The 13,276-nt window shown below is 61.6% G+C and carries 14 protein-coding genes; 8 read left to right on the top strand and 6 right to left on the bottom strand.

The genetic code is table 11. The features are described from left to right. Positions 1 to 23: 23 nt before the first annotated feature. The 4 genes from ASD02_RS15595 to ASD02_RS15580 form a co-directional block, all read right to left on the bottom strand. Entirely contained in the window at positions 24 to 845 is an 822-nt protein-coding gene (locus ASD02_RS15595) for a sulfite exporter TauE/SafE family protein (protein ID WP_025427284.1), read from the bottom strand. Positions 846 to 1,090: 245 nt separating this feature from the next. After that, positions 1,091 to 2,344: an extensin family protein gene (locus tag ASD02_RS15590; protein WP_025427285.1), complete on the bottom strand. Its 1,254-nt coding sequence runs from the start codon at positions 2,342 to 2,344 to the stop codon at positions 1,091 to 1,093. Between the two features lie 499 nt (positions 2,345 to 2,843). Continuing rightward, on the bottom strand, positions 2,844 to 3,395 hold the full coding sequence (locus ASD02_RS15585; RefSeq protein WP_025427286.1) for a Kazal-type serine protease inhibitor domain-containing protein: 552 nt from the start codon (positions 3,393 to 3,395) through the stop codon (positions 2,844 to 2,846). Positions 3,396 to 3,681: 286 nt separating this feature from the next. Next, positions 3,682 to 5,496 carry a methyl-accepting chemotaxis protein gene (locus ASD02_RS15580; RefSeq protein ID WP_057214291.1) on the bottom strand — a complete coding sequence of 605 codons (1,815 nt, stop codon included), beginning with the start codon at positions 5,494 to 5,496 and terminating at the stop codon, positions 3,682 to 3,684. A 213-nt stretch (positions 5,497 to 5,709) separates the two neighbouring features. Between ASD02_RS15580 and ASD02_RS15575 the strand changes: the two genes are divergently transcribed. The 6 genes from ASD02_RS15575 to ASD02_RS15550 all read left to right on the top strand — a co-directional run bounded on the left by ASD02_RS15575 (position 5,710) and on the right by ASD02_RS15550 (position 10,685). Continuing rightward, entirely contained in the window at positions 5,710 to 6,096 is a 387-nt protein-coding gene (locus ASD02_RS15575; protein ID WP_025427288.1) for an acyl-CoA thioesterase, read from the top strand. Between the two features lie 11 nt (positions 6,097 to 6,107). After that, positions 6,108 to 6,698 carry a hypothetical protein gene (locus ASD02_RS15570; protein ID WP_025427289.1) on the top strand — a complete coding sequence of 197 codons (591 nt, stop codon included), beginning with the start codon at positions 6,108 to 6,110 and terminating at the stop codon, positions 6,696 to 6,698. A gap of 190 nt (positions 6,699 to 6,888) precedes the next feature. Continuing rightward, positions 6,889 to 7,842, top strand: coding sequence for an aliphatic sulfonate ABC transporter substrate-binding protein (locus tag ASD02_RS15565; RefSeq protein ID WP_025427290.1), 954 nt, complete (start codon positions 6,889 to 6,891; stop codon positions 7,840 to 7,842). 101 nt (positions 7,843 to 7,943) lie between these two features. Further along, on the top strand, positions 7,944 to 8,726 hold the full coding sequence (locus ASD02_RS15560; RefSeq protein ID WP_051509170.1) for an ABC transporter permease subunit: 783 nt from the start codon (positions 7,944 to 7,946) through the stop codon (positions 8,724 to 8,726). Between the two features lie 51 nt (positions 8,727 to 8,777). Next, a complete protein-coding gene (locus ASD02_RS15555) occupies positions 8,778 to 9,602 on the top strand; it encodes an ATP-binding cassette domain-containing protein (protein WP_025427292.1) in 825 nt (274 codons plus the stop codon). A 354-nt stretch (positions 9,603 to 9,956) separates the two neighbouring features. Next, positions 9,957 to 10,685: an RDD family protein gene (locus tag ASD02_RS15550; RefSeq protein ID WP_082555547.1), complete on the top strand. Its 729-nt coding sequence runs from the start codon at positions 9,957 to 9,959 to the stop codon at positions 10,683 to 10,685. Between the two features lie 25 nt (positions 10,686 to 10,710). On the opposite strand, the gene ASD02_RS15545 is transcribed toward ASD02_RS15550, so the two are convergent. Further along, positions 10,711 to 11,064 (bottom strand): DMT family protein, encoded by a 354-nt coding sequence (locus ASD02_RS15545; RefSeq protein ID WP_025427294.1) that lies wholly within the window; start codon positions 11,062 to 11,064, stop codon positions 10,711 to 10,713. 804 nt (positions 11,065 to 11,868) lie between these two features. Between ASD02_RS15545 and ASD02_RS15535 the strand changes: the two genes are divergently transcribed. Continuing rightward, complete coding sequence (locus ASD02_RS15535) at positions 11,869 to 12,312, top strand: TIGR02594 family protein (protein WP_025427296.1); 444 nt, start codon at positions 11,869 to 11,871, stop codon at positions 12,310 to 12,312. Positions 12,313 to 12,334: 22 nt separating this feature from the next. Here ASD02_RS15535 and ASD02_RS15530 read toward each other — a convergent pair whose 3' ends face one another. Then, positions 12,335 to 12,892: a GNAT family N-acetyltransferase gene (locus tag ASD02_RS15530; protein ID WP_025427297.1), complete on the bottom strand. Its 558-nt coding sequence runs from the start codon at positions 12,890 to 12,892 to the stop codon at positions 12,335 to 12,337. A gap of 97 nt (positions 12,893 to 12,989) precedes the next feature. Here ASD02_RS15530 and ASD02_RS15525 point away from each other — a divergent pair, with 97 nt between their 5' ends. Next, positions 12,990 to 13,211, top strand: a complete 222-nt coding sequence (locus ASD02_RS15525) for a hypothetical protein (protein ID WP_025427298.1) — start codon at positions 12,990 to 12,992, stop codon at positions 13,209 to 13,211. The last annotated feature ends 65 nt before the right edge of the window (positions 13,212 to 13,276 follow it).

Raw genomic sequence — 13,276 nt, 5'->3', positions numbered from 1 at the left:
AAAACCTACGGTATAAAAACGGCTTAACCGTACAGGCTGTAGAAAAAACGGGCTGCAATCAGAATCATGAAAATGCCGAATCCGACCTCGAGCTGCCGGCGGTTCATGGCGTGAGCGGCGCGCACGCCGAGTGGCGCAACCAGCAGGGTGATCGGTATGATCAGGCCAACGGCGATCCAGTTGATGAAGCCGGTCGAAAACGGCGGCAGGCCCGGCATGCCCCACCCGGCCCAGACGTAGCCGAACAGACCAGGGATAGAGATCAACACACCGACGCCCGCAGACGTCGCGACCGCCTGGTGAATCGGGCGGTTATAGAGCGTCATGAAGGTGTTGTTGAGAACGCCGCCACCGATGCCCATCAGCCCCGAGAGGATGCCGATCGCCACGCCGACCAGCCATTTCACCGGATTGGCCGGCAGGTCGGATCCAAGCCGCCAGCTCGCGCGGTTGAGCAGCATGCGAAAGGCGACGGCAAGCGCGATCACCGCAAAGATCAGCCGAAGCGTTCCGCTGCTGATAGAAGCCGCGATGACCGACGCAAGGATCGCGCCAAGCGGCACGGCAATGGTCCAGTTTCGCAACAGCGCCATGTCGACGACGCCGCGTTTGTAGTGCGACAGGAAGGACCGCACCGAGGTCGGCACGATGATGGCAAGCGACGTCCCGACCGAAAGATGCATGCGAACCGCATCGTCGATGCCGAGCAGCCCAAAGACCTGGTAAAAGACGGGAACGAGGATCGCTCCGCCGCCAATGCCAAAGAGACCGGCAAGCAGCCCTGCGACCACGCCGGCGGCGGCCAGCGCCAGGGCAAACATCATCAGTTCCGAAACCGGCGGCACGGCGTGCTCCATCGTAATAGTGGGAATCCGGCGAACGAACGCAACATTGCCGCCGACGCGGCAGTTCTGTCACAAAACGGTGATGCTTTTCAATCAGTTTGGCGTGGCACGCGGCACGCCCGCCACGTGATTTGCACGCATCACTTGATCTCCGGAGCCTCCCCCTTTCTCCGGATACAGGCCGGCACCACCTCCGCCGGCCTCTTTTTTTGCCGGCTCACGATAGGCGCGATGCTGACGGATGCTCAATCACAGTGACGATAACCGGTCTTGCGCGTCCGCAGGTCGAAGTGGAAATGATCCTTGTGAAAGGGATCGCTGCCGGGGCCGAGAACCGTATTGAAGTATTTGCAGCTGTCGGTGCGAACGGCCTTCAAAAGCCCCTTCTCGCGAAAGGCGAAGAAGCCCTTCTTGCGCACGTCGATTTCCTTGCCGTTCTTCAGCACGAACTTGCCGACATCGATGGCGTTGCCATGCGCATGCTCGGACATCGGGTTGCCCCGGCGCGAGTTCATGGTGCGGCAGGAGTAGCCGCCGAGCGGCTTGATCGTCTTGACGCCGGACCAGTAGCGATAGCGCGACGATGGCGCCAGCTCGTATTTCACCCACTTCGCGAAGGCTTCGGTCACTTCGCAGTTGAGCTTGACGGCGGGCTTGACGTCGATGCCGCCCGACAGACCGCCGAGTTCGATCGGATAGTCGATGCCGCAGGAAGGGCCGTTGCTGATGCGCGGGATATCGCGGAACTCGACGCCGAGCTTGCGCAGCCGCTGGCGGCAGGCGACTTCAGAGCGAGGCATCTGGCCGGTATATTGTGATTCCGGCTCCGCCATCGGATTGCGGGTGCGCGGCAGCATCGCCACCTGCTGCGGCTCCTGAGCGCGCTGCATCGCCTTTTGCCGCTCGAAGGCACGGATACGCTCAGCCTCTTCGGCTGCAATCTGTTCTTCCGTCAGCGGTGGCAGATCCGGGTCGCCGCCAAGGCTCGCCTGCGCCTCGTTCAAGGTCTGCGGCGGACTGCCAAGTTGGCGGACATTGTCCTCGCCGATACCACCGACGACAGGCTGGCTGGCATTGCCCTCGGCGATCTCGTTGCTCTGCTCCTCCGCCAGCCCGACCACCGGCTCCACGCCAAGCATCTGATCCATGTTGACGCCTTCGGACGGAATGGCGGTCGAACCAGTGTTGACCTGCTGGGCGCCCGAACGCGCCGCCTCCTCGCTGTCGATCATCGGCAAGGCGCGGCGTTTCTGCTGATGCGTCGAGGCAGGCATTGTTGTGCCGCCGCTGTTGCTGAAAGTCGAAACCGGCTCTCCGGAAGGATAGGCGGCTACCTCCTGCTCGGGCACGGCATCGACAGGAACGGGCCTGATCGCACCGACGCGTTCGCCGCCGTCGATACGGGCCGAGGGCGTCAATACATCGGTCGTGCAGGCGACAAGAGAGAGCGACAGCGCGAGCGCCGCCAACGGACGATGGAGTGAGGAAACATACGCCATACCGATTTGCCGCCTTCATCCAGCGTATGCGCCCGAAAATCGGCATCGATTTTCGAAGAAGCCCATACGTGCGCACCCACCCGAAATCAAAACGGTGCAGGCCGCCTGTGTCGCAAACCGGGCACGCCGCCGAAAAAGCCCGATTTGGAACCTATTTTATGCAAACACGGTAAATGAAGCCTTGCGAGGCACACCCAACATCAAGCAGGTCGGCAGTCGAAATCGTGTCGGGCTTACAGCGCCGCGCTGACGCGCAAAGGACGCTGTAACGCATGAAACCTGCGGCATGATTTTCTCCGCGGCGACGCCGGCATCAGCGATACCGATGGCATGCCGACGCAAAAAGGCCCGCGCAGATTGCTCGACGCGGGCCTTTGTTCTTACAGCTTACAGCGCCGCGCGTCTTATTAGACGCGCAAAGGTCGCTGTAGCACTTTGAATTGCTGCAGTTTTTATCCTTAAATCGAATACGATTTGAGGAAACATGCAGTAGGCGTGCTTAGCGGCACTCACCGGGGTGTACGACCCGGAAGCCGGCGCCGCCCGCTTCGCAGGAATTCGGGAAGGTCTGAACTCTGCTGCCGCGTTGACCGCAGACCGGTGCGTATTCGCGGGTGCAGAACTGGCCCTGCGGCGGACGGTCGTCGTCGCGGCGGCATTCGCCTGGCGAAACCACCCGGAAGCCATCGGCCCGCGCCATGCAGGCATTCGAGAACGTCTGCTGCTGGCGACCGCGCTGGCCGCACACCGGAGCATATTCACGCGTGCAGGCCTGCGGCTGCGGCTCCGGCGGACGGTAATCCGGGCGGCACTCGCCGCGGTGGATTACGTTGAAGCCGTCGGCCCGCGCCTGGCACGAATTCGAGAAGGTACGCGTGCGGTTGCCCCGCGCCCCGCAGACCGGCGCATATTCCATCGTGCACATCGGCGGACGGATCGGCCCCGGACCGGGCCTCGGCTCGTCAACCACGACGGTACACGCGGACAGAAATCCGAATGCCAACAGAATTGCCGCCCCCGGCCGCGTAAAAAGAAGTCTGAGAAGCGCCATCAATATCCCTCTAACACCGGCAGACAGGCGACCCGGCGCCATGCCGCGTCATTCCACCTCCCGTTCAGCCGTATCTATCTCCGCACACGGATTGGTCAAGCCCGCTCCCGCTTCGACAAACCAATGGTTGAACTGCTCGGTCGTCAACGAACGGGAGCAAGCCGAACCCGCCTCACACCGCACTCAAATTTCAGCTTGATCGGCGCGTGCCGCATACAGTCCGAAATGCAGAAAGGCCCGCGTGCTGCCGCACACAGGCCCTTCATTGATCACGCTGGCGTCGTGCTCAGGCAGCGCGACCGTAAGCGGTCTGCCTTGCTGTTTCCCGCAACCGGAACTTGGTCAGCAGCATCTTCAGTTCGCGGCTCTCGGCTGCGAGCGTCTGGCTTGCTGCCGTCGTCTCCTCCACCATGGCGGCGTTCTGCTGGGTCATCTGGTCCATGCTGTTGACGGCGGTATTGACCTCCGCCAGGCCGGTCGCCTGTTCGCGGGCTGCCGTTGCAATCAAGGCGACCTGTTCGTTGACGCGGTTGACCAGCGCTTCGATCTCCGTCAGCGCATCGCCGGTCGAGCGCACGAGCTCGACGCCGGCGCCAACTTCGCGCACCGATGTTCCGATCAGTGCCTTGATCTCCTTGGCGGCACCGGCAGAACGTTGCGCCAGTTCGCGCACTTCCTGCGCAACCACGGCAAAGCCACGGCCGGCTTCGCCTGCCCGCGCCGCTTCGACGCCGGCGTTCAGCGCCAGAAGGTTGGTCTGGAAGGCGATCTCGTCGATCACGCCGATGATCTGGCTGATCCGGCTCGATGAGGTCTCGATCCGCCCCATGGCGTCGATGGCATTGCGCACGATGCCGCCGGATTTCGCAGCACTCGCCCTGGTCTCATCGACCATGTTGCGCGCTTCGTTGGCCCGGTCGGAGGAATGACGCACCGTCGACGTAATCTCGTCGAGGGCAGCTGCCGTCTCTTCCAGTGCCGCCGCCTGCTGTTCGGTACGGCGCGACAGGTTGTTGGCCGCCTCCGAAATGTCTCCAGCGCTGGCGGTGACGATCTCGGTCGAATGCGAGATTGAACCGATGACATCGCGCAGAGCAGCAACGGCCGTGTTGAAGTCCTGCCTCAGCTTGCCGTACTCAGGGGCGATATCGCCAATTTCAGCCGTCAGGTCACCGCTTGCCAGCAGTTCGAGGGCGGCACCGACTGTCTCCATCGCATCGGCCTGTGCGTCGGCCGTTGCCCGCTGGCGCTGCTCATTGCCGCGCCGCTCGGACGCCAGCCTGTCCTGTTGCTCGGCCTCGCGGAAGCGCAGCTCCAGTCGCTCGCGCACCGAGTCGCGCAGCACGACGAGAACCTTGGCCATCTGGCCGATCTCGTCTCCGCGGTCGGTTTCCGGCACTTCGGATGACAGGTCCTCATCGGCAATCGACCGCATCGAGGCCTTCAGCTTTTCGACCGGCTTGACGACGCTGCGCACGATCGCCAGCGCCGCCATCACGATCGCCAGCGCCGCGGCGAGAAGAATGCCGGCCACCTGCCACGCGCGTTCACGGAACATGGCGGTGAGGTCGTCGGAATAGACGCCGGTGCCGACCACCCAGCCCCAGGGCCTGAAGCCGGCGAGGTGCGAATACTTCAGCACAGGCTCGTCGGCGCCCGGCTTCGGCCAGTAGTAGTCGACGAAGCCCTGCCCGCTCTTTTCCACCGTCTTCACAAATTCGACAAAGAGGTGCTTGCCATTGGGATCCTTGTTGGCGGAAAGATCCCTGCCATCCAGTTCCGGCTTGATCGGATGCATGATCATCGTCGGATGCATGTCGTTGATCCAGAAGTAACCGCTGCCCTGGTAGCGCATCGCCTTGATCGCTTCGAGGGCGCGCTTCTGCGCGTCTTCGCGCGACAGCGTGCCGGCCACTTCCTGTTTGTGGTAGGCGTCGAACACCGCAATGGCGTTCTCGTTCATTGCCGACAGCATCGCCTTGCGTTCGCCCACGAGCTTGTCCTGCGCCTGAAGCAGACCGAAGGTCAGCGCCGCCGCCATGGTCAAAAGTGCGAACGCGACGAGCGCGTAGAGCCGCACCGAAATCCTGAATCGTTTCATCCCCAGTCCCCTGCCTCCAGTAGAAGCGTGCAGGATAGGGACCGCGCTTTGCAAAGCCCCTAACAAACGATCCCTAATTTTTACAATTCTGAATTATCACCTTCGAAAGGAATGGCGTTCGCCATCATGGACTAACGCGATTTGTCGCCCGCCGCTCTTCCCTGACGAAGCAACCATGCGCTACATCTTTCCCGACACAGGGAGACAGGCCGCATGACCGCAGACAACAAACCGACCGGCGAACTGACCTTGCGCACGCTCGCAATGCCTGCCGACGCCAATGCCGCCGGCGATATTTTCGGCGGCTGGGTCATGGCGCAGATGGACCTTTCCTGCGGCATTCGCGCCGCCGAGCGGGCCCGTGGCCGCGTGGTGACGGCAGCGGTGAAGGAAATGGCCTTCGCGCTACCGATCAAGATCGGCGATACGCTCTGCATCTACACCGATGTCGTCAAGGTCGGACGCACATCGATGACGCTCAAGGTCGAGGCCTGGGCGCAGCGCTATCTCTCGCATCTGATGGAAAAGGTGACCGACGCGATCTTCGTCATGGTCGCGCTCGACGAAAATGGCAAGCCGAAGGCGGTACCGGAGGAATAGGAGGAGCGTTCATGGATCCGACCCTACCTGATCCGGCGATTTTCTCGCATATCCGCGTCGTCATGGGCATGGTCGTCAGTCTCAGCCTTGCGAGACTGCTGAGCGGGCTTGCCCTCTTCGTGCAGCATCCGGGAAAGACCGGGGTCTACTGGATCCACCTCGGCTGGGTCCTGTTCATGTTCGTCTTTCTCGTGCACTTCTGGTGGTGGGAATTCCACCTCCATGCCCTGCCTGTGCTTGACGTCACCGTCTATCTCTTTCTCATCCTCTATTGCTGCGTCTTCTTCTTTCTTTGCGTGCTCTTGTTTCCGACGACACTGGAGGATTACAGCGACTACGAGCATTACTTCATGTCGCGGCGAAGCTGGTTCTTTGCGTTTCTGGCACTCGCCTTTGCCGTCGACCTCGTCGACACCGCGCTCAAGGGCAAGGCCTATTTCACGTCCTACGGACTGGAATACCCGATCCGCAACGTGACCTACATTGTGCTCTGCCTGATCGCCGCCTGGACGCCGAACCGGCGTTTCCATGCCGCGTTCCTCATCGGCGCCGTCACCTATCAGCTTGTCTGGATGTACCGCGCCTTCGACCTCTTGGATTGAACACCGCCAAGGCTGTTCTTGACCACCACAATGACGTTATTCCCGAGCTGCCTCTCCTGCCGCAAAAGCGTTCCGCAAAATGCGCCGACAACAAAACAAACAAACTCCATAAATTTTATATTCTTCTCTTACACTGATCCCAGTTCACCGGACGGCGCCCTAGGCCCGCCAGCAAACAGGAGCGGGACAGATGTTCAAACTGACCAGACGGCTTTTCGGCACCGGCCTCTTCACCGCCGCAGTACTGGCCTCCTTCGGCGTCATGGCCGAAGAGCTGAAGGAATTCCGCATCGGCTTCCAAAAGACCGGCCTGCCTGTTGTCGCCCAGCAGCAGAAGGTTATCGAGAAAGCGCTGGAGCCGAAAGGCATCGCCGTTTCCTGGGTGGAGTTCACCGCCGGGCCACCGCTGGTCGAAGCGTTGAACGTCGGTTCCATCGATGTCGGCTGGACCGGCGACGCACCGCCGATCTTCGGCCAGGCCGCCGGCTCGGCGATCGTCTATGCCGCTGCACTTCCGTCGAACGGCAAGGGCGAAGCGATCTTCGTCAAGCCGGGCTCGCCGATCCAGACGCTCGCGGATCTCAAGGGCAAGAAGATCGGTGTCGGCAAGGGCACCAGCGCCCACAATCTGGTGGTCGCTGCTCTGGAGAAGGCAGGCATCGGCTTCGGCGACGTTACCCCTGTTTATCTGAGCCCCGCCGATGCGGCGGCCGCCTTCGCCAGCGACAAGATCGATGCCTGGGCTGTCTGGGATCCATTCTTCGCCATCGCCGAAACGCGCTACAAGCCACGCATTCTGACGACGTCGGCCGAGACCTTGAAGGTCAACACCTATTTCCTCGCCAACCGCGACTTCGCTGCCAACCATGCAGACGCCGTCACCACCACGATTGCAGCGCTGAAGGAGGCCTCCGTCTGGGCCGACGCCAACCGCGACAAGGTGGCGGCCGCCTTGCATGAGGTGACCGGCGTGCCGCTTGAGGCACAGACGATCGCGGCGAACCGCAGCGTCTTTTCGATCGGGCCGATCACCGACGATATCGTCGCCGGCCAGCAGCAGACCGCCGATCGCTTCTTCAAGCTCGGGCTCATCCCCAAGCAGATCACCATTTCCGATGCTGTCTGGACGGCGCCGGGCAACTGATCCCTCTCCCTCCCAAGGCGAGAACCGGCCGGCGTCGAGACGGAAGTTTCGGCGCCGGCGCCGCGAAGACAGAAGGCCCCGAACAGACGAGGACCTAAGCCATGGTGAGAACCGCACCGAACACCGTCGCGCGCAACCTTGCGGGCTGGCTGCTGCCCGCCGCCCTGATCCTTGCCTGGGAAGCGGCTTCCCGCGCGGGCCTGATTTCCGAGAGCGTGATGGCGCCGCCCTCGGCCGTGCTTGCCGCCTTCGTCCGTCTCCTCGCCTCGGGAGAGCTTGTCGAAAACATCGGCATCAGCACGCTGCGGGCACTTTCGGGTTTTGTCATCGGCGGTTCGATCGGTTTTGCGTTCGGACTTGCCAACGGCCTGTCACGCTTGAGCCGGGATCTGACCGACACGACGCTGCAGATGGTGCGCAACATTCCGCATCTGGCACTGATCCCGCTGGTCATCCTGTGGTTCGGCATCGACGAAGAGGCCAAGCTGTTCCTCGTCGCGCTCGGCGTCTTCTTCCCGATCTACGTCAACACGCTGCTCGGCATCCAGGGAGTCGACCCGCAGCTCGTGGAGATGGGCCGGATCTACGGCATGTCGAGGCGCGAACTCTTCTTCCGCGTCATCCTGCCAGGCGCCCTGCCGGCAATCTTCGTCGGCCTGCGCTATGCGCTCGGCATCATGTGGCTGACGCTGATTGTGGCCGAGACGATCGCGGCCTCCTCAGGCCTCGGCTACATGGCGATGCAGGCACGGGAGTTCCTGCTGATCGATGTCGTCATCCTGTCGATCCTGATCTACGCGCTGCTCGGCAAACTCGCAGATAGCTTCGCACGGTTGCTCGAGCGACTGACGCTGCAATGGCACCCGGCCTTCCAGCCGGCCTGATTGCCGTTGAACTGGACGAGCCCGATCCCGAGGAAAAATGGAGCAATCCCGATGTCCGTCATCGCCCTACATCCAAAACAGAAACAGGAAGCGAGCGACACCCCCGCGACCAGCCTGGCTCCCACCTCGCCGTCACCAGTTTCGACAAACGCTCCGCTCGCCTTCTCGCTCCGCGGCATCACCAAACGCTTCGGTGACAAGACCGTTCTCGACGGCATCGATCTCGATGTACCGCAGGGGCAGTTCGTCGCCGTTATCGGCAAGAGCGGCTGCGGCAAGAGCACCTTGCTGCGCATCCTCGCCGGGCTGGATAGCCCAACGAGTGGCACCCTGACCGTTGCCGGCGGCAGGGCGTCGGAGCGGCGCAGCCGCATCATGTTTCAGGAGCCGCGGCTTTTGCCCTGGGCGAGGATCGGCCGCAATGTCGAAATCGGCCTCACCGGCATCGCCAAGGGCGAAGTCGCCCGCGACCTCTCGCTCCAGATCCTTAAAGACGTCGGTCTTGTCGACCGCGCTGAGGAATGGCCGTCGGTGCTGTCGGGTGGGCAGAAGCAGCGCGTGGCGCTGGCCCGGGCGCTGGTCGCTCACCCCTTCATCCTGGCGCTTGACGAGCCGCTTGGCGCACTCGACGCCCTGACGCGCATCGAGATGCAGCAGCTCCTGGAGCGCATCTGGCAACAACAGAACTTTACCGCCGTACTTGTCACCCACGATGTGGCCGAGGCCGTGGCGCTTGCCGACCGCGTCGTCGTCATCGATGAAGGCCGCATTGCGCTCGACCTGTCGATCCCGCTCGCCCGCCCGCGCCGACATGGCAGCCCCGAAACCGCCCGGCTCGAAGGGCAAATCCTGGATCGATTGTTCGGCCGGGGATAAGGTGCCGCTTTCGATCGCTGTTTGGGACGATGCCCATTGACGAACACAACCCTCCGTGGAAGCAATGCAATCATTGCCCGCATAGTAGGTTGGAACATGAACTCAGCGACCGCCGATACCGTTCCTCCGCGTTTCTTCTGGCGCCGCTTCGCAGCCTTTGTGATTGACACTCTGCTCTTTTACGTCGTCGCAATCGTTATTGCGGTCACCCTTGCGTTCGTTCTTCCCTGAGCGCCACGCTTCTTCGTTTCCGCGACAACCCAATGCGAACCTGCCGGGCAGAGCGCGCTTGCAGATAGAATCGACCGCGAATGGCCGCTCGCCACAGGACAGACGCGTGAGAACCAGATCTGCATGACGTCCATATGGGGAGTGCCCGAAGGCAGGGCGTTCGTTTCAACATTGATCGATGTTGATGACAAACCGGCACAACGCTCGATCAGTCTTGCGATCGACGAGACCGGCAAGCCGATTGAATTTGAATCCATGCAGGTCGGACGCGGCGTTCTGGACCAACTCGCGCCGCTGGTTTTCTTCTGCTTGTGCAGTGCCGGCTTCATAGCACGCTTCGGCACCACGCCCGGCAAACGGCTGCTCGCCTTGCGCGTGGTTCAGGGCAACGGCGAACCGCTGCCGTTTGCCTCGGCCGCCAAGCGAGAGACGTTACGGATGCTGCCGTCAATACTGCTCACTGTATTCGGTGCGCCGATGATGCTCCTGTCGGCGTTAGCGATCTTTGGCACCGGCGACATTCTGATGGATGCAGTCGAAACCGTGACTGTTTTCGGCGCTCCCGCCCAGGTCATCCTGTTGGCCAGCTTTCTGGTCTTCACGCTTTTCGCTCTGATCTGGTGGGTTTTTCCCTTCATGCGCTGGCGCGGCCAGACAATCTACGATCGTCTGACTGGCTCCCATGTCGCGTCAGGCGAACCGTTCAGCGAACGGCGGGTTCACCTGCAGCGACAGCGTCCTGACGGACAGATGACGCCATTACAGCGCCGCGCGTCAAACAGGACGCGCCAAGAACGCTGTAACGCTTTGAACTATCTGCATAATTTTACCGCTAAAGCAGATTCGATTTAAGGAATTATGCAGTAGGCTGACCCGCTCACCCCTTGAAGATGAACGAGGCACCGATGGCGATCAGGGAGAAGCCGACGAGATGGTTCCAGCCGATCGATTCCTTCAGCCAGAAGACCGAGAACGCCGCGAACACCAAGAGCGTGATTACCTCCTGCATCGTCTTCAACTGTGCCGCGGAGTAGACCTCGTGGCCGATACGATTTGCCGGCACGGCCAGACAATATTCGAAGAAGGCAATGCCCCAACTGGCGACGATCGCCATGTACAGCGGCGACGACGTGTATTTCAGGTGCCCATACCAGGCGAATGTCATGAAGACGTTGGAGATCAGGAGCAGCAGGATCGGCCAGAGATAGGCCGGATTGATGGAGAACGACATGAGGATCCTCGAAGGCGCGAATCGTTCCGGCAGGATGATCTTGCCGCTCGCGCTATGACAAGCGCAAACATCATCTGAGACGCGCGATCGGCAGCGCACGAGACCTGAATTTGTCGTTGAAAAAATCCCGGTAAACTGCTGTAAAGACGTTAATTTGCGCCGGTCGGCGCAGCTATGCCGCTGATCGTCGTCGCATGGAGTTATGCGTTCGAGGAACAGCGACGCGCCGGCATCCATCAACTTCTGCCGCCCGACCTCCGGCGCCTTGGTGCGCGGTCGCCCGACCTTTGCGGCCGCCCGCGTCGATTCCTGTTCCTTTCCATGGCTTTGCCCGTTCTGCCGCATTCGGCTACAATTGACATTGCTGCCTTAATTAGGGCCCGAAGATGCGATCAATGGATCGCGGTGCCTGCGCCAGGGGCCAGGCAGAACACAAAAATAACGCACCAAACCCAGAAAACACGGCGATATCTAACCCAAATGGATTAGATTGCGCACGAATATTCGTATTTTTTGCCCTTTGCCACAATTTTGCACCAGACGGTGAGCAAAGTCCGCGCACCGTCCGACGGGACAGGCAGGGGAATACCACACTCCGACGGCAATCGCCGTGAAGTTGGCACCGCGTTTCATCGCGGTTCGCCGACGCGCTGATGCTGCGTTCAAGGTGCAACGCACGAGGCGCGAACCGCCGATATCCCCGAAAACAGTGATCGATGCAGATGAAAACCGGGGGCAGTGTTCGGCGATCGCCAGGCACATCCGGGATGCACGCACCAAACAACTTGGCAAGGAGACCTGACCATGAAGGTCCTGGCGTTTCTCGCGGCTGCCTATGTCGCGCTTTTGACACCGGATGTGGCCACGGCGGGCATGTTGGCCCAGGCCCAGCAATATAACGGCCTGCACGAGGTCAAGAACAACAAGCGGCTCCGGACCGCGCTCGGCATCAATCCGGCCCGCACCCCCTGGTGCGGCCACTTCATGGGCTTGATAGCCCGTAAGGCTGGCCGAACACCGCCACAAAGCTTCGGCATCGCCCGCTCCTGGCTGCGTTTCGGCGCGCCGGTCAAGCTGTCCTATGCCCGTCCCGGCGACATCATCGTTGTGCGCACCGGCCGCAGCTATCACGTCGGCATCATCTCCGCCCTGTCCAAATCGACGGCGAAGGTGATTGGCGGCAACCAATCGGGTCGCGTCACGGTTTCGCAGTTCACCCGCGGTCAGGTGGTCGCAGTTAGACGTTAGCCGACGACGGAAAGATCTGCGGTCAACGAACGAGGCTATCGTCGCGCATGTCCGGCTGCGCACCGTCGAGCGACAGGCGCATCGCGCAGCGCCGCTCGGCCGGTAGGCCGTTTGTCGCCTCCTTCGCCAGGATCTGGGCCAGCCGCGAGCCGAGCTCTTCTTCGCCGAGCGTCAGGAAGCCGAGCTTGCGATAGAAGCGCTCGTTCCAGACGAGTTCGCGGAACGTGGTCAGCGTCACCTCGCCAAGCGAGCGGTCGCGCGCATGCGCGATAGCGGCTGCGAACAAGGCGCGCCCAAGTCCAAGGCCTTGCCGCTCGTGCAGCACCGCGAGCTGCCAGATGTGCAGAGCACCATCGCTGATCTCGGCGCAAAGAAATCCAAGCGGGCGGTCGCGATCGTCGACCGCAACCCAGGAAAGACCGGAGCGAACGAATTCCAGATGCGATGCGACCGACTGGACGTCGTCGTCAGCAATCCAGGCAAGCTCGGGCACGGTGCGAAATGCCTCACCCGACGATCTCTCGATATCGGGCAGCGCTGGCGCATCGTCTTCACGGGTCAGTCGTATCAGGGCGTTCATGGCGGCATCCTATCGACGGAATTTGGTCCGTCGAAACAGTCTTTCGATAGAACGCCCAAGTAAGCGATAACGACGATACGTTTCTAGAGTTTTCTCCATGAAGACAAACGCTTATCCCCATATCTTCGCCAACCACACGCGATCCGCCCCCGGCGGAACCGTCAGGCGCATAACGCACAAGCCCGCCGGCAGCATCGAAACCGCCAATGACCGTGGCGATGGTCAGCCGGTTGACGAACCAGTCGAGCGGCTGCTTCGCCTCATCTTCAAAGGCGGCGCCGAACGCCTCTGGATGGCGCGAATGACCATCGAGGCATAGCGCCCGATGGAGGTCGACGTCTGGGGCAATCAAGCCGGCGGGGTTGAAAGGAAGACAGCACGGTT

The sequence above is a fragment of the Ensifer sp. Root1252 genome (genome assembly GCF_001425885.1).
In the GTDB taxonomy this organism is placed as follows: domain Bacteria; phylum Pseudomonadota; class Alphaproteobacteria; order Rhizobiales; family Rhizobiaceae; genus Ensifer; species Ensifer canadensis.
Note: the sequence above shows the minus strand (reverse complement) of the source record. Positions and strands in the feature narration are given on the sequence as shown.

Bases quoted from the DNA above. Each gene is read 5' to 3' on its own strand.
- ASD02_RS15590 (WP_025427285.1), bottom strand. From the start codon at position 2,344: ATGGCGTATGTTTCCTCACTCCATCGTCCGTTGGCGGCGCTCGCGCTG.
- ASD02_RS15585 (WP_025427286.1), bottom strand. From the start codon at position 3,395: ATGGCGCTTCTCAGACTTCTTTTTACGCGGCCGGGGGCGGCAATTCTG.
- ASD02_RS15580 (WP_057214291.1), bottom strand. From the start codon at position 5,496: ATGAAACGATTCAGGATTTCGGTGCGGCTCTACGCGCTCGTCGCGTTC.
- ASD02_RS15575 (WP_025427288.1), top strand. From the start codon at position 5,710: ATGACCGCAGACAACAAACCGACCGGCGAACTGACCTTGCGCACGCTC.
- ASD02_RS15570 (WP_025427289.1), top strand. From the start codon at position 6,108: ATGGATCCGACCCTACCTGATCCGGCGATTTTCTCGCATATCCGCGTC.
- ASD02_RS15565 (WP_025427290.1), top strand. From the start codon at position 6,889: ATGTTCAAACTGACCAGACGGCTTTTCGGCACCGGCCTCTTCACCGCC.
- ASD02_RS15560 (WP_051509170.1), top strand. From the start codon at position 7,944: ATGGTGAGAACCGCACCGAACACCGTCGCGCGCAACCTTGCGGGCTGG.
- ASD02_RS15555 (WP_025427292.1), top strand. From the start codon at position 8,778: ATGTCCGTCATCGCCCTACATCCAAAACAGAAACAGGAAGCGAGCGAC.
- ASD02_RS15550 (WP_082555547.1), top strand. From the start codon at position 9,957: ATGACGTCCATATGGGGAGTGCCCGAAGGCAGGGCGTTCGTTTCAACA.
- ASD02_RS15545 (WP_025427294.1), bottom strand. From the start codon at position 11,064: ATGTCGTTCTCCATCAATCCGGCCTATCTCTGGCCGATCCTGCTGCTC.
- ASD02_RS15535 (WP_025427296.1), top strand. From the start codon at position 11,869: ATGAAGGTCCTGGCGTTTCTCGCGGCTGCCTATGTCGCGCTTTTGACA.
- ASD02_RS15530 (WP_025427297.1), bottom strand. From the start codon at position 12,892: ATGAACGCCCTGATACGACTGACCCGTGAAGACGATGCGCCAGCGCTG.
- ASD02_RS15525 (WP_025427298.1), top strand. From the start codon at position 12,990: ATGAAGACAAACGCTTATCCCCATATCTTCGCCAACCACACGCGATCC.